Raw genomic sequence first — 22,404 nt, forward strand, 5'->3', positions numbered from 1 at the left:
GCCCGCCTGTACAACAGGCGGGCGCTCAGGTTTATGGCACCATGAATGAGGTTCTACTGGATTGTTGTCCTGAAACATTTTATTTCATCTCCATGGCTACCCAAGCAATCACACAAGACGCTGTAATCAACGCTGCGCGCAAGCTCGGTCGCTCACTAAACAATGAGCAGGCTGACTTTTTGCGCACCTATCTCGATCAGCTCATCAAATGGAACAGGAAGATGAATCTGGTCGGCAAATCCTCGTGGCAGCAGGTTTTCGACACGCTGATCGTCGACTCGCTGTTTCTTGCTGATTTTCTGGACGGGCTTCCACTTGAAGACCAACCGCTGACACTCGATCTCGGAGCCGGAGCTGGCTTGCCTGGCATTCCCCTTCGCTCCATCTGGCAGGATGGCGTCTACTGGCTGGTGGAAGTACGGGAAAAACGTTCGCTCTTCATGCGTTCCGTTCTTGGTCGGATGGGACTGCCCAACACGCATGTTTTTCATGGCCGGGCCGAAGATGCACTCACACGACTGGCCGAGTCCGGGCATAGCGCAACAGCCGACCTCATTCTCAGCCGCGCTTTCATGCCATGGCGCAAACTTCTCGACTTCACCCGTCCCATGCTCAGAGATGGCGGCATTATCGTCATCCTCGCAAATGACCCGCAACCTGCGGATTCCGACATTCCCGATGGATGGAAGTTGGCTGATGTGGCCAGCTACCCGGCAGCACGTGATGAACGATACTTCTGGTCACTGATTAAATCCTGACGATCCGACCAACAGTTACATAAATAAAAGCCGGATGATCCATATGGATCATCCGGCTTTACTATCTTGTGAATCGCCGTCTAGATGACTTTGTTCAGCGGGTATTCAATGATGCCCTCTGCACCAAATTCCACCAGACGAGGAATGAGGTCGCGAACAACGGTCTCTTCAACCATGATCTCAACCGAGAGCCAGTTGTGGTCCTGCAGTTCCGCCACGGTCGGGGAATTGAGGGACGGCAGGGAGCCGTTGAGGGCTTCGAGCTTATCCTTGGGCAGGTTCATTTTCAAACCGACCATCTTTTCGGCCTTGAGTGCACCCTGCAACAGCATGTTGATTTCCTGAATGAGCTTGCGCTTTTTCGGATCTTCCCATGCTTCCTTGTTGGCGATGAGCTGCGTATTGGTCTGCATCAGCTCAGCGATGATGCGCAACCCGTTGGCGCGAATGGTCGTGCCGGTTTCGGTGATCTCCACGACAGCATCACACAGGTCTTCGACAACCTTGGCCTCGGTGGTACCCCAGGAAAAGGTGACATCCACGTTGACTCCAATGGACTTGAAGTATTCCTTGGTGAAACCGACCAGCTCGGTGGCGATTTTCTTACCTTCAAGGTCCTCAGGGCGCTTGTAAGGGGAATCCCCTTTGACGCACAGGACCCAGCGGGCTTTGCGATTGGAGACCTTGGAGTAGATGAGGTCGTCAACCACAACAACGTCGGATTTGTTTTCCTTGATCCAGTCCATGCCGGTCAGGCCGACATCAAAGGTGCCGTTCTCGACGTACATGGACATTTCCTGTGCACGGGCAAGGGAGCATTTTATGCGATCATCGTCGATATCCGGAAAGTAGTTGCGATTGTGCAGCTTGATTTTCCAGCCTGCCTTGGCAAACAGTTTGAGAGTTGCATCCTGCAGGGAACCTTTGGGGACACCAAGACGGAGAAATTGTTCAGACATTATTTATATACCTCTTTCGGGTCGAAGACGAGCGGGGAACATTCGGTCACCTCACCGTCCTTCATTTCACGATAAAAACATGAGCGATAGCCTTTGTGACAGGCTGCGCCGCCAATCTGGTCGATGAGAAGCACCAAGGTGTCGTCGTCGCAATCAATGCGGATGGACTTCACCTTCTGCGTATGGCTCGAGGTACCGCCCTTATGCCATAACGTGTTGCGGCTGCGGCTCCAGTAATGGGCCTCACCGGTTTCCAGGGTCTTATCCCATGCTTCTTCATTCATGTAGGCCATCATCAGGACTTCGCCGGTTTCGGCGTCCTGTGCAATGGCAGGGACGAGTCCGTCCATTTTTTCAAAATCCGGTCTGATCATCGCGGTACCTCATATCAGATGATTTTTCCGACCCGGGATTGGGTCGGGGAGCATACATAGCGGATGGTCGTGACAAACGCAACTCTGCAACTCCAATGTAACCCAATCGCCATGCGGCAAATCCAGCCTTGCTCACCCTTTGGAAAAAGCTGATGGTCTCTACTCCGTGCTCAGAACTTGGTGTTCGTTTTGTGCAACAACCCACGCTAATATATCAATATCGACGACTTGTTCAGTTCTGATCCAAGGCTGTTTACTCATTCAAGGAGTGCCCCTTTTCACAGCTAAAGAGACTTATCAAAAAAAAAGACCGCCTTGTCAGCGGTCTCTTCATTATATTCCAGCTAATTTACGCGCTTTTTGCGCAAGTTCCCTGAATCCGTCCATGGGTTCCTTCGTCATTCGCCACGAGGATTGGGAACGAAGCGATTCAGTGGAAAGCACACTGTTTCGTATGAATTCTCCACTCACAGGGATGTATTTTGTTCTCAGACCCGATCCACCATAAAAGGATTCGAGCGCATTGATGACTTCCGTGGTGCTGTACCCCAGCTCTGACCCGACATTCCAAACCACATGGGGAAGTTCTGTTCGAATCGCCTCTATGGTTGCTGCCGCAACATCATCAACATGAACATAGTCGCGCACGGTCTCACCATTATGGAACACCGACAACACATCGCCATTCATCAGGCATTGCAGACAACTGCTGACAACACCTTTTGATCGACCGGTTAACGACTCGTCCCCGTAAATATTGGCGGGGCGAATAATGGCCGTCTGAATGGAGGATGCATCATCGAGATCGAACAACACATCTTCCATACCCTTTTTCTCCATGCCGTAGTCATCAAGCGGGTTGCGGATCTGTGTCTCTTCGACCGGCAGCAAAAGCGGCTCGCCATAGACGGCGCCACCAGAAGATATGAACACGATCTTCCTTACGGCACTGCCTTTAATCCCGTGAACAAAATCTCGGAAAGCTGCGGTGTTGACGCCCTGCGCCGCGCTTCGGTCATGAATGAACCAGACAACCGTGTCGCAATCCTTGACGCTATCGGCCATGGCATGCACGTCTAGCCCATCAATGGCGATATGGGAAACACGAGCATCATCTAACGGCACACCGGAGGAATCCGGCCTGTGCGTGATGAGGATATCCACGTCACCGGCGGCAAGAAGCATACGCGCTGTAGCCTCTCCAAGAGGAGACAAGCCGCCGATGAGCGCGATGCTGGATGATGTATTAGTGGGCTTCATGTAATTTGCAATGCCTTGATACTTGGGAAATCTCTGTCGCTGTAGGAGAGGACTACTTATATACTTTATACAAACTTGGCAACATCGCGACGTTTACCTTCGTTCACCAAACAAAAAGCCCGGATTAACCGGGCTTTTTGCAAAATGGATAAAGGATCGAACAAACCATCTAGCAATCATGAAAATCCTTGTTGATGTAGAAACAGAGATCGAACAGGTTTTGCACCATCTCATCTACGAGTTCTTCCGAATCATTTTCCCCATTCTCAACACTCATAGTTTTGTTGACGATCTTGGAAAACAACATGCCGATGAGTTGATCATCGTACATCGTCCAATACTTGCTCCCTGACGGAAACTTCTTATCAAATCCGTGATAATACATATTTTCTACCGTCCCTGGTAATATGTGTTGTTGGCTGGCTACACAATCTATCGGACCTTTCAAAGAATCCCTTAAGGGACAAAAAAGACCAATGTCGGATTTTTTCCAGAAGAGGGTTCAATCAATCATGTTTTCATTATTTAGATAATAATGACATTTCGTTGGCATAAAGTTACCTTACTGTAACACGAACTTAACACGCAGTAGGCTATAGCAGTCCGTAACAATCTATTCCACCAAGGAGATTCTACCGTGTCTGCACAGAAAATTCTGGTCATTGAAGACCATAAAGACACTCGAGAGCTACTGAAATACAATCTGACGTCCGCTGGGTTTGATGTAGGCACAGCAGAAGATGGCCAAAGCGGCCTGAATCTGGCTGCTGCCTTCAAGCCGGACATCGTACTGCTTGACCTCATGATGCCGGGGATGGATGGACTGGAAACATGCAGACAATTGAAGTCTGACGTGAGCCTTGCGCGCATCCCTGTCATTATGCTCACAGCCAAGGGCGAGGAAGTCGATAAAATTGTCGGGCTGGAACTCGGAGCCGATGATTATGTAGTCAAACCATTCTCGCCACGCGAACTGGTACTGCGCATCAAGGCGATCCTGCGTCGCTCAGGTTCACCACAGCCAGACTCACCCAAACAGTGGGAACGTGATGGGTTGTCTGTTGATTTTGAAGCACACCGACTTTCCGTCGACGGAGAAGAAATTCCTCTGACAGCCACGGAATTCAAACTGCTGACCGTGCTGGTTTCCGGCGCTGGCAAAGTGCAGACACGCGACAACCTCTTGGACACTGTATGGGATACCCATTTTGAAGGATACTCACGAACAGTCGATACCCATGTTCGTCGACTGCGCCAAAAGCTGGGGCCATACGCCAAACTCATTGAGACAGTGCGAGGAGTTGGCTACCGCTTTAAAGCCTGATGCGTACTTACTTTACAAGTAAAAAAGCCGCCCATTTTTTTGGACGGCTTTTTTTTGAACCAATTTCTTCGACTTTCCACGGTTCTCACTAGACCAAATGACTCAATAAATGAAATGAGTTCATTCTCTTGCCCCCATATAAGATAGGCAGTTCTAATAAAAACCGCCTATCCATAGACAAAATCAATAGCATAACACATAAAAATACAGCGAGCCACATCCATGTCTCGCCGTCAAAGATGTCAGCGATCGATTAATCGTTGCCTAGCGTGATCTGAAATGCAATTGCGTATAAGTGATCAAAGAAGTCGACGTATTCGACAGGGATATGCGCGGGTACATTGATTCGGGCAGGTGCAAAGTTGATAATGCCACGAATGTTTGCATCAACCAGATGGTTAGCTGCGCGCTGAGCACGGTCGGGTGGTGTGGTGATGATACCTATTTCAAGGCCCATCTCGGGAGCCTGCTCTTTCAGGTGGGTGGGACATACGATCTCGAGATTTTCAAATTCACGCCCGATCTTGTCAGGGTCGCAATCGAATGCAGCGGCAATTTTGAATCCCCGCTTCTCGAAATCATGGTGACGCAGCAAAGCCGTACCCATGTTTCCAACACCGATCAACGCACATTTCCACACTCTATCGATTCCGAGTGATTGCTTGATGGACGTGATCAGTTCCTGAACATAATATCCGACACCACGCACTCCGAATTCACCAAAATACGCAAGGTCCTTGCGAATCTGGGACGAGTTTACCGAGCAAGCGCGAGCAAGCTTCTCAGAAGAGATAACGTCATTACCGTCACGAAGCAGGTTTTCAAGAACCTGGATATACACGGCGAGGCGCCCGATGGTGGCTTTTGGGATATGTTCGCTTTTCATGCCTTATTAATCTCTTGAGGCGTCAAAACAACGCCATCCATGTGAAAATTTTAACAATCTACGGGTTTAAAAAGGGAGGCCGGAGCCTCCCTCTATAAGCTTCTTGGTAGTCTGAAACTAGACGACGAAGAGGAGGATCAGGTTAACAACCAGAGCGTAAATAGCCAGGGACTCGATGAATGCCAGGCCGAGAATCAAGGTGGTGGACAGCTGTCCGCCAGCTTCGGGGTTACGAGCGATACCTTCACAAGCGCCCTTGACGCCCATGCCCTGACCGATGCCGCAGAGACCAGCAGCGATGCCCATGCCGATTGCAGTAGCGTAAGCTTTAGCGGACATGACACCTGCGTCGCCAGCAGCGAAAGCAGTGGAAGCAACCATAACCATAGCCAGGGTGGTGAACAGAATCTTAGCGATTTTCATTTTGAATCCTCCGAATGGAATCATTTAATATTGTTTTGGTCCAAGGACCATTTCCCCAAAGTTGAAACGTACCGATCTAGTGAGCGTGTTCGATGGAACCCTGCAGGTAGAGCATCGTCAGCATGAAGAAAATGAATGCCTGGATGGTCTTAGCAAGAACGAACAGGAAGTACATCGGCAGAGAGCCCAGGATCGGCGCCAGGAAGAACATCAGGATAAGGACAATTTCCTCACCGCGGATGTTACCGAAAAGACGCAGAGTCAGGCTGAGCGGACGTGCCATGTGAGAGATCGGCTCAAGGATCAGCATGAGCGGAGCCAGAAAGCTGACCGGACCCATGAAGTGCTTGATGTAGCCGGCGCCCCATTTTTTGATACCCACGAAGTTGTAGAACAGGAACACGATGATCGCCATGGAGGCGGGAGTGTTGATGTTCGCGGTAGGAGCATCACAGCCTGGGACCAGGCCGATGTAGTTCATCACGAGGATGAACAAGAAGATGGTACACAGCAGCGGCATGAACTGACGGCCTTCCTGGCCGAGGTTGGAGACAGTGAAGTCTTCCAGACCGCCGATAATGGTCTCAAACAGGTTTTGCAACCCGCCGGGAACCATCTGCAATCGGCCACGAACAATAAAACCGAGTGTGAAAAGAATACCCATTGCCAACCACATGTACAGCACGTGGTTGATTGATGCGACGCCAAGAGCCTGTTCCATGCTGGCACCCCAGTGCCCGATGGATTTGACCATGTCAGCGTACAGAAGAGGATGCGGAAGTCCGCCTGCGAAACCCATATCCAAGCCTCCTTAAAAATCTAGGCCTTTTTGTTCCCCATCAGCATCAGGCCTGTCACCGTAAGATTAAGCGGAACGGTGCCGATACCTGAAATCAACCCCCAGTGGGGAACACGTTCGACTCCTAGCAACCAATACAGGGCCAGCCCGCTCAGAGTCATCTTCACCATGAATATTACAAACAGTTTGAATGGTCCGCCCTTCGGCTCGTGCACAATACTCTGGACTATGCGGGCGAGCGCCCAGAAATTGACGAGAGCGAGTAACGCTCCTGCCGAAAAAGCAAAGGACCACCGGGAAAACAATGTTACCAGCACGATCACTAGAGAGGTCCCCAGCGATACGTAAATCTGATTGCGGATGATGATACGCGTATCAGTCTGATCAAACCCCATCTTCACAAGGAGGGGTTCAATTTTCCGATTAATCATCTCCAGCACTCTTTTCACCTTCCTGTTTCAAAGAACCGTGTTGCTGTCCTTCCTGACGTCGTTGCAATTTTCTGAAATCTTCCCAAACCATTTTAAACCCAGCCATGACCCCTAGCACAAAGAAGATCATGATCAGATACGGCTTGGTACCGAAGTAATCGTCCAGAAAATACCCCAAAGTCAAACCGACGATGATGGCTGACACAATGTGTAGCCCCATCGTGCTGGCGGTTCCACCGACCTGCACGATATTTTTCCAACGTCCATCACTTGAAAAGAACATAGTCACACCCTCGTGAAGATTTTGATTACCAGCTCCGGGAATCCACTGGCGAACACAGCAATTAGTGCAATCCTTCACAAGTGGAGGAGAAGTAACACACTGAGTGTTTTCTCGTCAATGCGTTTCTGTCATATTCGTGCTTTTTTTCCCAAAGTTTTCCGATGGGCAGAAACGCCCGCCATTATTGGAATTGCGCTAATCGGAAAAGAAAAAGGGAGGCGAGAAAACGCCCCCCTTTGAACATGCGCTCACAAGAGTATTTTTACTACTCGGGATCGCTGACGTCAACGACCTTGACCAGGAATTCCTTGACGTTGCTAGGCGGGTCGAAGAACACGGCCATGAACGGCGTGGATGACCCCGGCCTGAGGAACATATTGTTGGAAAGGATACCAACATCGCTGGCCAATCCTTCCTCAATTTCCTTGCGGGTCTGAACCTGCAACTGGAATTGGGAAAGCACGTTGCCGCACAGGAAGGCCTGGGAGGTCAGCACGTTGCCACTGGCATCATACAATACAACTTCGACCTTAATGCGCTCTTTCGGCTCGGAAAATTTATTTACCGCTTTGCCGTCCACGATGAAGAGATTGCCTGTCTTCTCGTTAGCCACGTAGTACTGTCGAACATTCTTGAGTTCGATGTTTCGGACGCGGTCTTCTGGAGATTCACCAGGCGCAGCAGGTTCATCACCACCGGTCTCTTCCATGAACATCTTGCCGACGTACGGAACATTCTTGAGATATTGACCGATATCCATACTGGTCATGGCCCAGTAGACGCCGCCACCCAAGCAGAGAAGAGTCACGACCAGGATGATAAGACATCCCATTGATTTGCTGCTTTTCTTCTTCTCAGGCTTCTCATCGAACTGCTTGTCCAGCTCGAAGTCAGTCTCGCCCGGAAGAATAGGCTCATCCTCTTCCTTTTCATCCGTCAACGAGGAATCCAGGTCTTCATCGGACGTCGGCTTCTTGAGGAACAGGTCGGATTCATCGTCTTCCAAATCATCCGATACGTCATCGCTCTCTTCTTCCAACTCATCATCGAATGCATCTTCGGATTCGTCGTCGTCAAAGAGTTCGTCGTCATCACCGAACAGTGAATCCACATTCTCTGCGGCTTCTTCATCTATCCCCGTGGGAGCAGGGCCTTCTTCGGGTTCGGGGCGATCATCCACGTCATCGAAAAGATCATCGACACCGGGCATATCATCAGAGGCATCGGATTCGGTGGTCTCCGGTCCGAACTCCTCTTCAACAGCCCCCATAGCCTCTTCAACAGCGTCTGCTTCCGGCTCAGGTGTGTCCTCTTCGAACATATCATCCGGGAGGCCACCCAACTCGTCTTCAGCCGCAGCGTCGTCAGCTTGGTCTTCGTCGCTATCTGTGGATTGGGGGATTTCTTCGTCACCTGCCGGGGATTGTCCGGCCGCGACTTCATCGAATGTAGCGTCAAAATCATCACCGGCCCCGGCTTCCGGAGCTGGAGAGTCATTCTCCAACAGGCTTTCCACTTCTTCTTCAGGTGATGCCGGCGGCAGACCGGCCTTGAAGACGTGGGCGCATTTGGAGCATTTGACCTTGGCTCCGCCCGGCGGCACTTTGTCGTCGGGGAGATTGTACCTTGTGGTGCAGTTTGGGCAGGTGACGATCATACAGCTATCTCCAATTATCCTTATTCTGTGGACAATTCGTAAATTCCATCAAGCTCTCTATAGCGCTCTGCATAGTCCAGGCCGTACCCGACGATGAACCCATCTTCGAGCTTGAACCCCGAGAAATCAACAGTGATCTGCTTTTCTCGTCGCTCATGCTTATCAATAAGTGAGCAGATTTTCAAACTCTTCGGCTTTCTCATCCTCAAAACATTCAAAAGAAAGTCCATGGAGTGGCCGGTATCGACGATATCTTCGATGACCAGCACATCCTTGTCTTCGATGGATATCTCCAGATCCTTGGAGAAAACGATGTCATCACCGCGGGATGTCGCCGTGCCGTAGCTGGCAAGACGGACAAAATCCACTTCGATGTCGCGATCGATTTTACGAATGATATCAGAGAAAAAGAGAAAAGCGCCTTTGAGGACGCAAATACAAACCAACGGCTCGTCGCCGTCATAGCTTGTGGTTATTTCCTTGCCGAGAGATTCGACGCGTTCCGCGATCTGTTCGGCAGTAATGAAAGGGGTGAGTTTATGTCCCATCTTCGTACACCAGAGTGTCTCGGTTAAAGGTTGAGTACCATTGCCACTTCGTTACAGTGGTCTGGGAATCGGGGACAGTTCATGCAATCGATGAACACTTTTTGATTGAGTTTCTCCATCCCCTCTTCGACAAAGCCCAGGTGGGCAAAAAAGCCTGTCTGCTCGGTCAGGGTATATACCTCGTATATGCCCAGGGTCACGGCTTCGCTAAGACATGCCTCAACGAGCTTGCGACCGAGTTTTTTTCCTCGATGCTCCGGCAAGACCACAAGAGAACGGATCTCTGCAAGGTTGTCCCATATGATGTTCAGGGCGCAACACCCTATAACCTCATCACCCTCAACGACTACAAAAAAGTCTCTGAGGTGAGAATACAACTGACTGAACGAACGCGGCAACACCAGCCCATCATGCTCCTTCGTAAGAAGAAGCAGGCTGTGTATGGCCTTGACGTCATCTATTCTTGCCTTCCGAATCACTTTTGTCCTGCCATCATCTTTTCGGCCATCTTCGTGAGCATTTCGTGCGGGTATACGCCGGGCTTGGCAAAAACCGAATTGCCCTCTGTGTCAAACAGAACCAGGGTCGGGATGGCCTGAACACCAAACCGCTGAGCAATGGCCTCGTTGCCGTGGTATACGGGCAATACCTTCTCTTTGTTAGCGTAGTAGCTTTCCAAAGCGCTGACGTTTTCGTCCAGCGAGACAGTGATTACATTCACGGAATCGCCATGGGACTTAGCCAGCTTTTCCATCTCGGGAATTGCCTGCTTACAGGAAGGACACCAAGTGGTCCAGAACATTAATGCTGTCGGCTTGCCCTTGTTGGCGGCAAGATAGGCATCCAGCTCAGCCAGTCCCATTTTGGGGAACCCATCCTGAGCAGCACCACTGCCTTCTCCATCAGCCTGACTGCCACCTGAACAGGCGACCAGAACGAAACTCATGGCCAACACAACTATAAACCGTTGTAACATATTCATATTACACCTCATAAGATGATTTATTCACACTAACAGATAAACTATTCAAACAAAAGCGCCCAAACCGATGACCGCAATGCATCAGGCCAGTCCGGCAAGAGGATTCTCCACCGGCGAAGCTTCACCTTTGATGTATCCCCAATCAACAAGCTTGTAATAGGCGTGTTTCGCCTGATCGCCCTTGTTGACCTGTTTCAGAAATCGCAGGTAATTCTGTGCTGCCTGATCCCGATTTCCCATCCCTTCACTCGTATATCCCTTGTAAAAAGCGGTATACGGATTGCCGGGCATACTCTGTTCATATGCATCAAAATTCTCGTATGCCGATGCATATTGCTTGGAATGCAACAGCAGGAGACCATTAAGCTGGAGAGCCTGCGCTTCACCCGGATACACATCCTTGGCGTGTTGGGCGTACGGTTGCGCCTTTTCGTAATTTTCCTTCGCTATCTGACATTTGGTCATGGTCAGCAATCCGGCATAATCGTCCGGAGCAATTTGAAGAGCTGCCGCGCACTTTTCCTCAGCAGCGTCATACTTTTTCTGACCAAGCAACTTTTCGGCATCCTGCAATTCCTTGATCGCCGGCGCCAACTTGCGCAACGAAGCCGTATTATCCATGTATCGTTCACGGTAAAGGGAATATTCACTTGCGCCCATATATTCGGTGTAAGCACGCTTGCGTGCGGTCTGCAACCGCTCGCTGCTCATGGGGTGAGTGGAGAACATCACTTCCAATGCGCTCGGTTCACGATCATGCTGCTCATTGAGCATGTCCATGAGACCAACCATTCCATCGGGATTATATCCGGCGCGAGTCATGTATTCCATGCCCAGCGCATCGGCCTGGCGCTCATCGTCACGGCTATACTTGGCGAGAAGGACACCTGCCCCGATTCCACCCAAGCCTCCGGCCAGAGCACCCCATTCACCGCCCAGGGTTGCGCCGACAACAGCGCCACCGATGCCTGCCACGGCACCGACCATCATCTGGCTGCTCATGCGCGAAGAGGTGTGCCTGGCATTGACATGACCTATTTCATGCCCAAGCAGGCCAGCCAGTTCGGCTTCATTATCCATCTCCAACATGATGGCACGCGTACAGGCAATGGTGCCGCCAGGAAAAGCGTACGCATTGATGTAATTGGCGTTCACTACCTGATAATTGTAGGGCATATCGGGACGATGACTGTTGTTGGACAGCGTATGTCCGATCCCTGATACGTATTCATTGAGCTGAGCGTCCTGCGTCGGACCGTAGTCGGCAGACAGTTGATGTGGTGACGCTTCCTTATCCATGGATATTTCCTGCTCTTTGGAAACCAGCATGAACTGACTTTGTCCTGTCACAGGATTTTTAGCGCAAGCGCCCAGTGCAATACCCATAGCCGTCATGCCACCAGCCTGAATAAACTCCCGTCGGCTCCATTGGCGAATATTTTTTATGGAAGGCATTGTAACTCCGTTGTTTCTGACTACTCTATACCCATTTCAACACCCAAGGGGCACGACTATTGACATCTGCTCAACTCAGGCGCAAAATTTGTAATTGAACTAACTCAATTTACATACATTTTTGTAGGTTCATGACATGAAATATCTTGTAATACGCACCGGCGGTACCTTTCCCCAGTATGCCCAAAAGCATGGAGACTTCCAAGACTGGACTGCCCGGAATATGGGGATAGGGGCCGATGAATGGGTATGCAGCGACGTAAAAAATGGGGAGAAATTGCCCTCATCCTGGGATTTTTCCGGGTGCGTCATCACCGGATCACATGACATGGTTACGGATGACAGCCTGCCCTACCTCACTTCAGTGAAGGGTTGGATTCGTGATGCGGCTTCACATGATGTACCTATTCTCGGAATATGCTTTGGTCATCAACTGGTAGCTGACGCATTGGGCGGCAAGGTCGGGCCACACCCCCAAGGGCCTGAAATCGGCACCATGCAGATTCACAAGACAGACCAAGCCGCCAACGATCCGCTTTTCAGCACGCTGCCCGACACTTTTCCTGCACACACTACCCACTTTCAATCAGCCCTGACTCTGCCCGACGATGCCGTCATTCTTGCACACAACAAGCACGAACCGCACCACGCCTTTCGTATCGGTAAACACATCTGGGGAGTCCAGTTTCACCCGGAGTTCGATGCTGAAGCCATGCGCTTATATGTAGCCGAACAAGCGCAAGCCATACTGAAGAACGGCGGAGACCCATCCCTTTTGCTCAGCAATGTGACTCAAACACACGATGCCGCGAGCCTGCTTTGCACATTCACAGCCTACTGTCGTAGCCTGAGCCGCTAACGGTTCACAACACACGCATCCCGTTCCACTCAAGTGGAGGATGGATAATGGCGAGATTATTTGTAGGAGAAGGACCAGCTACCAACGGAGTTGGTCAGGCCGGATATATCGATTTGGATTGAGCCAAGCACTTCTTCCATGAATGTCTTTTCATGGATGGGGCCTTCAACGAGGATGGCCGTGCCTTCTATGCCGCACATGGTCTTGAGCTTATCAAAAGCCACCTGCTTGGAACCCAGTAGATCGACCAGACCAAGCGCAAGGGCCTGACGCCCTGTGACCGCCCTTCCGTCCGCGACTTCCTCAATGCGGGCACGCTCCATGCCACGGGCTTCGGCCACGTCAGTCACGAACTGATCGTGCATGTCGAGCATCATCCCAAGCAACTGCTCGCGTTGTTCATCCGTCAATTCACGGATGGGCGTCCCTGCCGCCTTGTACTTGCCGGTGGTCAGCACTTCCGGCTTGATACCGAGCTTGGACAGCGCTTCCGTGACCGTAATGAATTCGGCCATAACGCCAATGGATGCCGTGATGGAACCGGGATTGGCAACAATGATTTGCGATGGAACCGAAGCATAATACCCGCCGCTAGCTGCGACGGTTGCGTAAGATGCGACAACAGGCTTTTCTGCTGCAAGCATCTTAACGGCTTCATAAATTTCCTGTGAGGGAGCGATGGCACCGCCAGGGGAATTGACCCGCAGCAACACGCCTTTGACATCTTCATCGCGCCGCAGGGTGTTGATCCAGTCCACCACATCCGTGGAGTCCATGATCATCCCTTCAATGTGCACAACGCCCAATGAGTCCTTGCCCAAGGCGAAGTTCCCACTGGTCCAGCCCATAGCGCGAACAAAGGCCGTGACCCCCAAAAAGAGGATCACGGCCATAGTAATCATGAGCACCCCAAACATAAGGGGGTGGCGCTGGGAGAACCGAGGACGGCTGTCTTCCATGCGCATCATGCTGTTGCTCGCTTAGGCTTCTTCGTCGCCAGCAGGCTCATCGGTGGGGATGTCGCCAGCAGCTTCTTCGAGCTTTTCACGGAGCAGGTCGCCCAGGGTGGAACCAGCGATATCGCCAGAGGAGGAACCACCGAAGGACTTCGGCTTACGTCCGCCGCCTGCGGGCTCTTCCTTGGTCTGCTTAATGGACAGACCGAGGCGACGCTCGTCAGCGGAAACGTGGATGACCTTGGCTTCGATGGAGTCGCCTTCCTTGAACATTTCAGAGGGAGACTTGACCTTCTTGCGGCTGATTTCGGAAACGTGAACCAGACCTTCGATGCCTTCTTCCACTTCAACAAACAGACCGAAGTCGGTGATGTTGGTGACAGTACCGGTGATCATCTGACCAACGGGGTACTTGCCCGGAACCTGGGTCCAAGGATCTTCGGTGAGCTGCTTCACGCCGAGGGTGAACTTCTCGTTTTCCTTGTCCACGGTGAGGACTTTGGCCTGAACGGTATCGCCGACCTTGTAAACCTCGGAAGGGTGGCGAATCTTCTTGGTCCAGGAGATGTCGGACACGTGGATGAGACCGTCGATGCCTTCTTCGATACCGATGAAGACGCCGAATTCGGTGATATTCTTGATAGCGCCCTCAAGGACGGTGCCCTCGGGGTACTTCTCGGCCACGACATCCCACGGGTTCGGGGAGATCTGTTTCATGCCGAGAGAGATGCGCTTCTTCTCCTGATCGACGCCCAGAACGATGACTTCAACTTCGTCACCGACCTTGACCATCTGAGAGGGGTGGCGCAGCTTACGGGTCCAGGACATCTCGGAGATGTGAACCAGACCTTCAACACCGTTTTCCAGCTCAACGAATGCACCGTAATCAGCCAGGTTGGTGATGGTGCCGGTGAAGCGGGAATCCTGGGGGTATTTCTCAGCGATATTTTCCCACGGATCGGGTACGAGCTGCTTCAGGCCAAGAGAGACCTTCTGTGCTTCGCGATCGAAGGAGAGAATCTTGAGTTCCAGATCATCACCGAGGTTGACCATTTCTTTAGGATGCTTGATGCGCTTCCAGGACATGTCAGTGATGTGGAGGAGACCGTCGAGGCCACCGAGATCGATGAACACACCGTATTCGGTGATGTTCTTGACCTTACCGGTAACAACCTGACCATCTTCCAGGGTGCCGAGCAGTTTATCACGCTGTTCGCTGCGCATTTCCTCGAGGAGGACGCGACGGGAAACGATGACGTTGGAACGGCGACGGTTGATCTTGAGGATCTTGAAATCGAACTCCTGGTTAACCAGAGCGTCCATATCAGGGACCGGGCGCAGATCAACATGAGAACCGGGCAGGAATGCTTCAACGCCGCCCAGATCGACGGTGTAACCGCCCTTGATCCGACGGATGATGCGACCGACGACTTCGCCGTCTTTTTCCTGCACTTCTTCCAGCTTGTCGAACAGCTGCATCCGCTTGGCCTTGTCGCGAGACAGGTAGATGGTGCCTTCGGCTTCGTTCTTGCGAGCAACAAAGACATCGACCTTCTCTCCAACGGAGACAGTGACGGTGCCATCAGGCTCGGTGAACTCGGACACCGGAATCTGGCCTTCGGACTTGAAATTCACGTCGACGAGGACATAGTCCTTATCAACTTTGACGACTTCACCAGCTACGATGGTGCCTTCGTCCAGATCACCGAAATCGGAATTCAGATACTCATCAAGAGCATCGGCAAAGTTCATTTCCATTTCAGGTGCTTCAACAGTTTTTTCCATGGGTTACCTCCACAACGGAACCTCGGACAAAGTATTTTTGCGTTATATCGTAAAACATCGGTACCAGCATTCCCCGGGGTGGGTCGTTCCGAGGCAGTCGAGCCCCAGGCTATGCGGTCGGCGTAAGCCGCTTCCGACGTCTTTGCGCCATCTTTAAGGATACCCAACCTTTTTGGTCAGTTACGGCTGTCAAGCCTTATCCTATCTATAAAGAGTCCTGTTCCTACCGAAATTTGAACACACTGTAAACTCTTTTCTACAACCCTTTTTTCAAGCCCTGCCTTGCTTTTTCGCCAATACGACAAAAACCGGGAGACTATCGCCCCCCGGTTTTTCATTTGAAATTCGATTACAGACTATCCCTTGCACGAATGTTTGAGACTGGTCCCTTCCACGATGAACACGATGGATTCGGCAACGTTAGTAGCAAGATCGCCGATGCGCTCAAGGTGCCGTGCGCCGATGATTGCATGCACTCCACGCTCGACAATACGCGATTCAGCAACCATTTCCGTCACGAATTGGCGCAGGATGGCAATATTGAGGTCGTCCGCTTTATCATCCATTCGACAGACCTGTCCGGCCAGGTTGACGTCTTCGTCGACGTACGCCTTCAATGCTTCCGAGAGCATGGATTTCGCCACGTTCGCGAGACTTTCCATCTTCGGATTGTGCGGCAAGGGCGGACGGGTGGACAAAAACAAGGCCCGATGCGCGAGGTTCACGGCCTCATCGCCAAGACGTTCGAGATTGACAGTGATTCGCTGGGCACCGACGATGGTTCGCAGATCGATCGCCATGGGCTGATCAAGGGCCAGCAACTCAAGGCTGAACTTATCAATCTGGTCTTCCATTTCATTGATGACGTCATCACCGACAATGACCTCTTCAGCCAGATCGGCATCGTTTTCGAGATAGGCCCGAATAGCTTTGTGAATGGCTGACTCCGAAAGAGCGGCCATACGAAGAACCATCACTTTGAGGTCCTCGATCTTCTTTGAAAAATGTGCCCGTTGTTCCATATACTCCTCCAAGGTCTCCCCTCATGGGACCGACCCGGTTGGTGTGTCTCGATACTATACCTTATTAATCACCATATCACCATCAGATTGCCCTTTAGCCGAATCGACCGGTGATATAATCCTCGGTCTGCTTGTTGGCCGGGTTGGTGAACATAGCCTTGGTGCTGTCCACCTCGATCAGTTTACCCATGTAGAAGAATGCAGTCCGGTCCGAGACACGGGCAGCCTGCTGCATGGAGTGGGTGACAATGATGATGGTTAATTCCTTTTTCAACTCATGGATAAGGTCTTCGATCTTCTGGGTGGCGATGGGGTCCAGAGCCGATGCCGGCTCATCCATAAGCAGCACCTCCGGCTCGATGGCCAGCGCCCGGGCGATGCACAGACGCTGCTGCTGCCCGCCGGACAGACCCAGGGCCGAGGTGTGCATGCGATCCTTGACCTCATCCCACAGAGCAGCACCCTTCAGGGATTCTTCCACCCGCTGCTCGATGAACTGCTTGTCCTTGATGCCATTGACACGCAACCCGTAGGCCACGTTCTCGAAAATGGTTTTGGGGAATGGGTTCGGTTTCTGAAAGACCATGCCGATCCGACGGCGCAATGAAACGACATCAATGCCCGGGGCATAGATATCCTCTCCGTCCAGCACCATCTGCCCGACCACTCGCGTGCCGGGGATGAGATCGTTCATGCGGTTGATGCAGCGTAAATAGGTTGATTTTCCGCAACCGGACGGCCCGATCAGGGCAGTGACCCGGTTGAGTTCAAAATCAATGCTAATATCTTCCAGCGCCTTGAAGTCGCCATAATAAAAATCAAGGTTGGTCGAAGCTGCTTTGATGGCTCGTGTCATGCGTTGCTTACTCCCGATTACAAATAATAAGCCCCCTGCGCGAAACAGGGTGGACTCGGGGTAAGTACCGCGATTCAGTTACGGATCAATGACCCGCTTGTTACGATTTCGTTACGGTAGCGGGTGTTTGGCTGACCAGAATGAAAATGCCAGGGAATCTATGAAAAAGGAATGGTGATCCGAAGACCGGATTCTTCCTGCTTGATGAGCGGGACAACGTCTTCGATATCGGAACGGAAGTGAATGACCAGGCGCAACTTGTCGGGATGGGAGCCGATGACCACATGCTTGATGGCATCACTCTCAAGGCGCAGCACGTTTTCTTTATCGTAGCGCCACTCGCCGAGGACATCGACGACCAATCGACGGGGAGATTGCAGATTGAACGAGGAAGTTTCCACGTCTTTCTTATCTGTGTGCAGATGCAGAACGACCCGCCCCTTGGCAATATCCACATCAATGGAATCCACGGTTCCGGGACCGGCCAACGCCTTGACTTCCACGGCCGGGGCAGACTCGCCGGCATCGGCAGCTTCGGAATCGGACTTCACATCAACAGTGGGGTCCTCGACCTTGGCTTCCTTTGCTTTGTTTCCCTCAGCGTTGATACCTTCAGCAGCAGCGGGTGCAGACTCGGCAGCATCAGAACCATTGTCCGCTTTGTCATCACTCTCTGCATTGGCCTTTTCAGGCAGATTCGGCGGCTGAATGGGGGGAAGCACCGTCGGGTCAACTTCCATGCGCACACGGGACATGTCGGAATCCGCAGCGTGAGACACGACTGCAGGGACACAGACTCCCATTCCCGCCATCAAAAGTATGGCGCAAAAGGAAAAGCTACGGAAGATTCTATACTGACCCTTGAAAAGCATGTGTCGGGTATACTGCAAAGTGTCGATAAAGGCAAAAGTTCCGGCTACATTGTTTCATAAAAATCGATCAGATGTTCAGCCACGCGCCTGTCTGACCAGTATTTTTCCATGAACAACCGACCTTCATATCCTTTGGCTTCACAAAACGCTCTATCGCCATCGAGTTCTCGCAGGCATGTCTCTAGCGAATCACGATCATGGGCCAATATCCACGGCAGGTCTTCGGTCCCGGCGAATCGGGCCACCTGCTCCCTGTTCCATACATCCAGCCCGGCAATGACCGCCACGCCCTGCGACAAGCCTTCGAGACTGCTGACGCCGTAATACCCCTGCATGTGATCGAACAACACATGACATCGGCGTTTTCGGGCCAGACACTCATCATTGGGCACATCATCAATCATATCCACGTCAAGGCGCACTTTGTCCTTGGCCAAACGTTTCACCACCGCAAGGAAGTCGTCCGTGTTCTTGAGGTCCTTGCGGGTAGGAGAATGACAAATGCTGAGTCGACCGGGATCATCGAATCGTCCGCCCAGCGGCTTGAGAAGCGGATCGTCGATTGGAACAAGATTGGGCTGCCACTGTGCTTCGGGCAGCAGCTTCATGAGGTCGGGAGTGGAAACAAGAAGGTTGGTCCGCCCGAGTTCGGCATACTTCTGCCGAAAGGAATCGGGGTTGGACCGAAAATCGTGATGGCCATGATGGTGATGCACAACCGCTTTGCCTGCAAGGTAGTCGGCTGGTAGCCATGGACCAAAAGGCTGGTGCTCGTCGCATGTCATGTGAAAATGAAATACATCCGCTTCTTCCATGAGAATACGGACCTCTTCCATACCATCCAACCCCAGATCGGGGATGTGCAGGTCCTTCTCCCAGGAATGGGTGTACCGGGTCTCAAGGGTAACGAGGCGGACCTCATGTTCACTGTACTTGTTAACGGCTTTGGTAAACTGAATGGCTGTTCCGGCAGGATCATTGATGGCGAACATCAGGATTTTCATGTCAGCCTTGCTCCCCAAAAACAACGTCTACCGCATCGAGGTAGCTGCGAACCTCGGCAAGGGGTTCCCGAGCCTGTTCAAGCTCTGCATCTCTGCCTGCCGCCTCAATAATGGCTCCCAGCTCGGTAAGACGAACAAATCCGTAGGATGTGCCAGACCCTTTCAGTCGATGCCCCAACAGGGCGATTGTCTCCGCATCCCCCGCTACCAAAGCCTGCTCCATCTGCTCAAGTTCCTCATACCGGATCTCGAAATACCTATCCATGACTGGCTCAAGCATGGAATCGACAATCACCTGAAAACGCTTCCCCATCAGATCACCTCTTTCCCTGTGCCGGGTCTTTTTCTACGGCATGCAGTTCTTTCCCTTTGTCACCACTCAAGTCGATATCGTCAAACGCCCTGTCAGCCGGAAGTTCGACGGTAAAAGAACGGAGTACATCAAGCTTTGCCACTGCCGCATCAAAGGTACAATCAAGAACATGGCCCCCGCCCTGACGGTCCGCGGCAAGATAGTGCCAGTGAAAACCCGGGACGTTCACTCCTTTGACAAACACAGGTGCATAGAGGCCGATCAAAGTGCCGCGACCATCAAACGTTGTGACAACCTGTTCTTTGACCACTTCCGCCAACGGTTTGTATGGTGGAGACTGCTTGGCAATGGCTCTGGTTTTTACGGCATGAAATGTACCATCGATACGAACGGCGTAAAAGCGATTCTCCGAAGGAAGCAGTGCGTGAATGGCGTCGTTCAAGCCATCCAGCGTATGAATATCTTTGAGTTGCCTCTGCTGTTCCGCATCAAAATGGACCACAGTGGCAAATGGAACCAGAGCATCTCCCGCAGGCACGGTAACCGCACCGCCTGCAGCAGCCTGGTACGCTTCACCGTCCAAAACGATCAGTTCCCCATCAATGCCGTTCAAGGTCCCAAGCCCGAAACCACCGCGTTCCTTGAGCTCTGCCACGGTCAAATCACCATCATACAGGCCGGCCAGCAGCGCATCGATGGTCGAATACTGATACAGAGTCTGACCTGCCGCCGCAAAACCGGACGGAAGGCTCAGGAAAAGAACAAGGACCAACACAATTGTCCGAGATTTTGAGAACATAACAGGGAGTCCTTGTCGGCTGGAGTTTTAACGCTGATCTTCCAAGGCCATGCCGTTCAACTTCTTCAACCACACTTCACCGGTGAAGGTATTGAACATGAGCTTGCGACCTCTTGAGCCCCCGACGTCTTCACGCTTCACTTCAAGCCGCGCAAACCGGAGCAGCTTGCGCGCCATGTCGATATTGCGCCGCCCGATGTCATATGAGGTCCGCTTCATGCCCTGCACAGCGATGCCGGAGGAACCGCCAAACATCTTGATAACGAGATCACGCCGGGGGATACCAATCTTATCGAGTGATTCCAGCATATTGAGCAATGCCGTATCCACGTATCGACATATCTGGGGCTCATGTCCGCCCCGGGATTCGGAGCTATCCGGCAAAAAGGCATGGCAAATGGTGCCGATTCCTTTTTCGGGCGCATGAATCGTCACACCAAGGCATGACCCAAGCACGGTGGTCACCAGTGTCGGCTGGACCCCGAAGAAACAGTCTCCTGTCTGCAAAAAGACTTTGGGTAGATTCTTATGATTCATGCGATGATCACCTGTTGAACGCGTTTTCAGTCGAAATTATCATTCCTGCTCAATGTGACAAGCGGGTGTTCGCAAGTCAAGCTTTGGCACCTTTTCTCGCAAGCTGTCCGGGGATGAAAAACGTCAGTGCGAGCGAGATAAGAGACAGTGCCACGGCACCATAGAAAACCGCCCGATAATCAGCTATCCACGCCAGTCCGCCAGCAGCGGGAATAACCACTGCGGCAACATGGTTGATGGTGAATCCCACCGCCATGCCCGAAGCAATATCCTCCCCCTTGGCTATCTTTTGATAGAATGTCTTGATGGCCATGGAGAAGTTGAAAACAATATTGTCCACCACATACAGCGCTCCGGCCACCCAGGCGCTATCCGTCAACGCATAGCCGAGAAAAACAAAGGTCAGGGTCACATATTCCACCACAAGCACAGCCTGCTCACCATACCGATTCACCGCCCTGCCGATGAGAGGATTGGCAAAATAGTTCAGCACATTGTTGATGACGAAAAGGACCGTGACATCAACGATGGAATACCCGAACTTCTCCACCAGCAGAAAAACCGCAAACGCCACGAAAATCTGCCGTCTGGCTCCCCCCATGAAGGTAAGCAGGTAGTACAGCCAGTACCGCCTGTAGATGCGCATTTTCTTGGATTGCGGCGGCATGTCGGGAGCGGATGGGTCCTGCTTGAATGCCCACAACCCAGCACAAATCGCCAGCGCACCAAACAGCGCAAACAGAGAAGTGAAGCCCAGAAAGCGGGCAAGCAGGAAAATGGCCCCACCAACGGCGACATTGGTCAACGCCGCATAGGAGCGCAGTCGACCAAGAACCACCGGCGCTTCGGTGTACGAAAAATACTGCAGCGTCAGCGACTGGTTCATGGTTTCAAAATAGTGAAACCCGAAACTCATCAGCAGGGTCGTGGCCACCAGTCCCACGGTGGAGGGGAAGAAACCGGTCAGGGCCACCCCCAGACCAAGCAGGACGACCGAAAGAGCGGCCAGCCGATGCTCCCGTATGATCAAAATGACATACAGGGCCAGAAGTGCCAGAAATCCCGGCACTTCACGGACGGACTGGATGATACCCATATCAAAGCCCGAAAGGCCGCCTACTTCCACGGCAAAGTTGTTGAGCAGGGTGCGCCACCCCTGAAATGCAATCCCTGAACCCACCACCAGAACAAGAAGGAACAGGTACATTTTACGCTGCTTGAAATTCTCTGACATTACGACCTCGCTGGAAAGGAAAACAATA

27 protein-coding genes are annotated in these 22,404 nt (G+C 51.9%); 3 read left to right on the forward strand and 24 right to left on the reverse strand.

Translation table 11 applies throughout. The features are described 5' to 3' along the window. Nucleotides 1–92 precede the first annotated feature (92 nt). Nucleotides 93–758 carry a 16S rRNA (guanine(527)-N(7))-methyltransferase RsmG gene (locus tag DPRO_RS07460; protein ID WP_097013674.1) on the forward strand — a complete coding sequence of 222 codons (666 nt, stop codon included), beginning with the start codon at nt 93–95 and terminating at the stop codon, nt 756–758. An 80-nt stretch (nt 759–838) separates the two neighbouring features. On the opposite strand, the gene hisG is transcribed toward DPRO_RS07460, so the two are convergent. The 4 genes from hisG to DPRO_RS07480 all read right to left on the reverse strand — a co-directional run bounded on the left by hisG (nt 839) and on the right by DPRO_RS07480 (nt 3,682). Continuing rightward, nucleotides 839–1,717 (reverse strand): ATP phosphoribosyltransferase, encoded by an 879-nt coding sequence (gene hisG / locus DPRO_RS07465; RefSeq protein WP_097011476.1) that lies wholly within the window; start codon nt 1,715–1,717, stop codon nt 839–841. Next, the gene (hisI, locus tag DPRO_RS07470) at nt 1,717–2,091 is read right to left on the reverse strand and encodes a phosphoribosyl-AMP cyclohydrolase (RefSeq protein WP_097011477.1); all 375 of its coding nucleotides are present in this window, start codon (nt 2,089–2,091) and stop codon (nt 1,717–1,719) included. The genes hisG and hisI overlap by 1 nt, the downstream gene beginning before the upstream one ends. Nucleotides 2,092–2,424: 333 nt before the next feature. Beyond that, on the reverse strand, nt 2,425–3,351 hold the full coding sequence (locus DPRO_RS07475; RefSeq protein ID WP_097011478.1) for an NAD-dependent epimerase/dehydratase family protein: 927 nt from the start codon (nt 3,349–3,351) through the stop codon (nt 2,425–2,427). Nucleotides 3,352–3,520: 169 nt separating this feature from the next. After that, nucleotides 3,521–3,682 carry a hypothetical protein gene (locus DPRO_RS07480; protein WP_232005741.1) on the reverse strand — a complete coding sequence of 54 codons (162 nt, stop codon included), beginning with the start codon at nt 3,680–3,682 and terminating at the stop codon, nt 3,521–3,523. Nucleotides 3,683–3,988: 306 nt separating this feature from the next. Between DPRO_RS07480 and DPRO_RS07485 the strand changes: the two genes are divergently transcribed. Continuing rightward, complete coding sequence (locus DPRO_RS07485) at nt 3,989–4,675, forward strand: response regulator (RefSeq protein ID WP_097011480.1); 687 nt, start codon at nt 3,989–3,991, stop codon at nt 4,673–4,675. 253 nt (nt 4,676–4,928) lie between these two features. Here the strand turns inward: DPRO_RS07485 and DPRO_RS07490 are convergent, their stop codons facing one another. The 10 genes from DPRO_RS07490 to DPRO_RS07535 form a co-directional block, all read right to left on the reverse strand. Then, a complete protein-coding gene (locus tag DPRO_RS07490) occupies nt 4,929–5,561 on the reverse strand; it encodes a redox-sensing transcriptional repressor Rex (protein ID WP_097011481.1) in 633 nt (210 codons plus the stop codon). A 117-nt stretch (nt 5,562–5,678) separates the two neighbouring features. Further along, complete coding sequence (locus DPRO_RS07495; protein ID WP_097011482.1) at nt 5,679–5,984, reverse strand: ATP synthase F0 subunit C; 306 nt, start codon at nt 5,982–5,984, stop codon at nt 5,679–5,681. A gap of 76 nt (nt 5,985–6,060) precedes the next feature. Beyond that, entirely contained in the window at nt 6,061–6,783 is a 723-nt protein-coding gene (gene atpB, locus DPRO_RS07500) for a F0F1 ATP synthase subunit A (RefSeq protein ID WP_097011483.1), read from the reverse strand. 20 nt (nt 6,784–6,803) lie between these two features. Beyond that, a complete protein-coding gene (locus DPRO_RS07505; protein WP_097011484.1) occupies nt 6,804–7,214 on the reverse strand; it encodes an ATP synthase subunit I in 411 nt (136 codons plus the stop codon). Continuing rightward, nucleotides 7,207–7,497, reverse strand: a complete 291-nt coding sequence (locus DPRO_RS07510; RefSeq protein ID WP_097011485.1) for an AtpZ/AtpI family protein — start codon at nt 7,495–7,497, stop codon at nt 7,207–7,209. Before DPRO_RS07510 ends, DPRO_RS07505 begins: the two co-directional genes overlap by 8 nt. 265 nt (nt 7,498–7,762) lie before the next feature. After that, complete coding sequence (locus DPRO_RS07515; protein ID WP_097011486.1) at nt 7,763–9,154, reverse strand: DUF3426 domain-containing protein; 1,392 nt, start codon at nt 9,152–9,154, stop codon at nt 7,763–7,765. A 20-nt stretch (nt 9,155–9,174) separates the two neighbouring features. Continuing rightward, complete coding sequence (gene hpt, locus DPRO_RS07520; RefSeq protein WP_097011487.1) at nt 9,175–9,702, reverse strand: hypoxanthine phosphoribosyltransferase; 528 nt, start codon at nt 9,700–9,702, stop codon at nt 9,175–9,177. A 23-nt stretch (nt 9,703–9,725) separates the two neighbouring features. Next, entirely contained in the window at nt 9,726–10,181 is a 456-nt protein-coding gene (locus DPRO_RS07525) for an N-acetyltransferase (protein WP_097011488.1), read from the reverse strand. Beyond that, complete coding sequence (locus tag DPRO_RS07530; protein ID WP_097011489.1) at nt 10,178–10,684, reverse strand: TlpA family protein disulfide reductase; 507 nt, start codon at nt 10,682–10,684, stop codon at nt 10,178–10,180. The genes DPRO_RS07525 and DPRO_RS07530 overlap by 4 nt, the downstream gene beginning before the upstream one ends. An 81-nt stretch (nt 10,685–10,765) precedes the next feature. Beyond that, complete coding sequence (locus DPRO_RS07535; RefSeq protein WP_097011490.1) at nt 10,766–12,139, reverse strand: M48 family metalloprotease; 1,374 nt, start codon at nt 12,137–12,139, stop codon at nt 10,766–10,768. Between the two features lie 136 nt (nt 12,140–12,275). Between DPRO_RS07535 and DPRO_RS07540 the strand changes: the two genes are divergently transcribed. Continuing rightward, nucleotides 12,276–12,998: a glutamine amidotransferase gene (locus tag DPRO_RS07540; protein WP_097011491.1), complete on the forward strand. Its 723-nt coding sequence runs from the start codon at nt 12,276–12,278 to the stop codon at nt 12,996–12,998. Between the two features lie 56 nt (nt 12,999–13,054). Here DPRO_RS07540 and sppA read toward each other — a convergent pair whose 3' ends face one another. The 10 genes from sppA to DPRO_RS07590 form a co-directional block, all read right to left on the reverse strand. Further along, on the reverse strand, nt 13,055–13,966 hold the full coding sequence (gene sppA, locus DPRO_RS07545; RefSeq protein ID WP_322788593.1) for a signal peptide peptidase SppA: 912 nt from the start codon (nt 13,964–13,966) through the stop codon (nt 13,055–13,057). 12 nt (nt 13,967–13,978) lie between these two features. Then, the gene (locus DPRO_RS07550) at nt 13,979–15,739 is read right to left on the reverse strand and encodes a 30S ribosomal protein S1 (protein ID WP_097011492.1); all 1,761 of its coding nucleotides are present in this window, start codon (nt 15,737–15,739) and stop codon (nt 13,979–13,981) included. A gap of 356 nt (nt 15,740–16,095) precedes the next feature. Further along, nucleotides 16,096–16,761, reverse strand: coding sequence for a phosphate signaling complex protein PhoU (gene phoU, locus DPRO_RS07555; RefSeq protein ID WP_097011493.1), 666 nt, complete (start codon nt 16,759–16,761; stop codon nt 16,096–16,098). Between the two features lie 94 nt (nt 16,762–16,855). After that, nucleotides 16,856–17,617: a phosphate ABC transporter ATP-binding protein PstB gene (gene pstB, locus DPRO_RS07560; protein ID WP_097011494.1), complete on the reverse strand. Its 762-nt coding sequence runs from the start codon at nt 17,615–17,617 to the stop codon at nt 16,856–16,858. Between the two features lie 158 nt (nt 17,618–17,775). Further along, complete coding sequence (locus DPRO_RS07565) at nt 17,776–18,420, reverse strand: AMIN domain-containing protein (RefSeq protein ID WP_162291156.1); 645 nt, start codon at nt 18,418–18,420, stop codon at nt 17,776–17,778. A gap of 113 nt (nt 18,421–18,533) precedes the next feature. Next, nucleotides 18,534–19,493 (reverse strand): glycosyltransferase, encoded by a 960-nt coding sequence (locus DPRO_RS07570; protein ID WP_097011496.1) that lies wholly within the window; start codon nt 19,491–19,493, stop codon nt 18,534–18,536. Between the two features lies 1 nt (nt 19,494). Next, entirely contained in the window at nt 19,495–19,806 is a 312-nt protein-coding gene (locus DPRO_RS07575) for an Hpt domain-containing protein (RefSeq protein ID WP_097011497.1), read from the reverse strand. Between the two features lie 4 nt (nt 19,807–19,810). Continuing rightward, on the reverse strand, nt 19,811–20,605 hold the full coding sequence (budA, locus tag DPRO_RS07580; RefSeq protein ID WP_097011498.1) for an acetolactate decarboxylase: 795 nt from the start codon (nt 20,603–20,605) through the stop codon (nt 19,811–19,813). Between the two features lie 27 nt (nt 20,606–20,632). Continuing rightward, nucleotides 20,633–21,142, reverse strand: a complete 510-nt coding sequence (locus DPRO_RS07585) for a chemotaxis protein CheD (protein WP_097011499.1) — start codon at nt 21,140–21,142, stop codon at nt 20,633–20,635. Nucleotides 21,143–21,218: 76 nt separating this feature from the next. Further along, nucleotides 21,219–22,376 carry an MFS transporter gene (locus DPRO_RS07590; protein ID WP_097011500.1) on the reverse strand — a complete coding sequence of 386 codons (1,158 nt, stop codon included), beginning with the start codon at nt 22,374–22,376 and terminating at the stop codon, nt 21,219–21,221. Between the last annotated feature and the right edge of the window lie 28 nt (nt 22,377–22,404).

The organism is Pseudodesulfovibrio profundus, from assembly GCF_900217235.1.
Taxonomy (GTDB): Bacteria; Desulfobacterota; Desulfovibrionia; order Desulfovibrionales; family Desulfovibrionaceae; genus Pseudodesulfovibrio; species Pseudodesulfovibrio profundus.

Coding starts and splice junctions, on each gene's coding strand:
- DPRO_RS07515 (WP_097011486.1), bottom strand. CDS start 9,154: ATGATCGTCACCTGCCCAAACTGCACCACAAGGTACAATCTCCCCGAC.
- DPRO_RS07510 (WP_097011485.1), bottom strand. CDS start 7,497: ATGTTCTTTTCAAGTGATGGACGTTGGAAAAATATCGTGCAGGTCGGT.
- DPRO_RS07590 (WP_097011500.1), bottom strand. CDS start 22,376: ATGTCAGAGAATTTCAAGCAGCGTAAAATGTACCTGTTCCTTCTTGTT.
- DPRO_RS07565 (WP_162291156.1), bottom strand. CDS start 18,420: ATGGGAGTCTGTGTCCCTGCAGTCGTGTCTCACGCTGCGGATTCCGAC.
- DPRO_RS07575 (WP_097011497.1), bottom strand. CDS start 19,806: ATGGGGAAGCGTTTTCAGGTGATTGTCGATTCCATGCTTGAGCCAGTC.
- pstB (WP_097011494.1), bottom strand. CDS start 17,617: ATGACACGAGCCATCAAAGCAGCTTCGACCAACCTTGATTTTTATTAT.
- DPRO_RS07530 (WP_097011489.1), bottom strand. CDS start 10,684: ATGAATATGTTACAACGGTTTATAGTTGTGTTGGCCATGAGTTTCGTT.
- DPRO_RS07585 (WP_097011499.1), bottom strand. CDS start 21,142: ATGAATCATAAGAATCTACCCAAAGTCTTTTTGCAGACAGGAGACTGT.
- DPRO_RS07540 (WP_097011491.1), top strand. CDS start 12,276: ATGAAATATCTTGTAATACGCACCGGCGGTACCTTTCCCCAGTATGCC.
- DPRO_RS07480 (WP_232005741.1), bottom strand. CDS start 3,682: ATGTACGATGATCAACTCATCGGCATGTTGTTTTCCAAGATCGTCAAC.
- sppA (WP_322788593.1), bottom strand. CDS start 13,966: ATGATGCGCATGGAAGACAGCCGTCCTCGGTTCTCCCAGCGCCACCCC.
- DPRO_RS07505 (WP_097011484.1), bottom strand. CDS start 7,214: ATGATTAATCGGAAAATTGAACCCCTCCTTGTGAAGATGGGGTTTGAT.
- DPRO_RS07570 (WP_097011496.1), bottom strand. CDS start 19,493: ATGAAAATCCTGATGTTCGCCATCAATGATCCTGCCGGAACAGCCATT.
- hisG (WP_097011476.1), bottom strand. CDS start 1,717: ATGTCTGAACAATTTCTCCGTCTTGGTGTCCCCAAAGGTTCCCTGCAG.
- atpB (WP_097011483.1), bottom strand. CDS start 6,783: ATGGGTTTCGCAGGCGGACTTCCGCATCCTCTTCTGTACGCTGACATG.
- phoU (WP_097011493.1), bottom strand. CDS start 16,761: ATGGAACAACGGGCACATTTTTCAAAGAAGATCGAGGACCTCAAAGTG.
- DPRO_RS07550 (WP_097011492.1), bottom strand. CDS start 15,739: ATGGAAAAAACTGTTGAAGCACCTGAAATGGAAATGAACTTTGCCGAT.
- DPRO_RS07535 (WP_097011490.1), bottom strand. CDS start 12,139: ATGCCTTCCATAAAAAATATTCGCCAATGGAGCCGACGGGAGTTTATT.
- hisI (WP_097011477.1), bottom strand. CDS start 2,091: ATGATCAGACCGGATTTTGAAAAAATGGACGGACTCGTCCCTGCCATT.
- DPRO_RS07475 (WP_097011478.1), bottom strand. CDS start 3,351: ATGAAGCCCACTAATACATCATCCAGCATCGCGCTCATCGGCGGCTTG.
- DPRO_RS07495 (WP_097011482.1), bottom strand. CDS start 5,984: ATGAAAATCGCTAAGATTCTGTTCACCACCCTGGCTATGGTTATGGTT.
- budA (WP_097011498.1), bottom strand. CDS start 20,605: ATGTTCTCAAAATCTCGGACAATTGTGTTGGTCCTTGTTCTTTTCCTG.
- hpt (WP_097011487.1), bottom strand. CDS start 9,702: ATGGGACATAAACTCACCCCTTTCATTACTGCCGAACAGATCGCGGAA.
- DPRO_RS07490 (WP_097011481.1), bottom strand. CDS start 5,561: ATGAAAAGCGAACATATCCCAAAAGCCACCATCGGGCGCCTCGCCGTG.
- DPRO_RS07460 (WP_097013674.1), top strand. CDS start 93: ATGGCTACCCAAGCAATCACACAAGACGCTGTAATCAACGCTGCGCGC.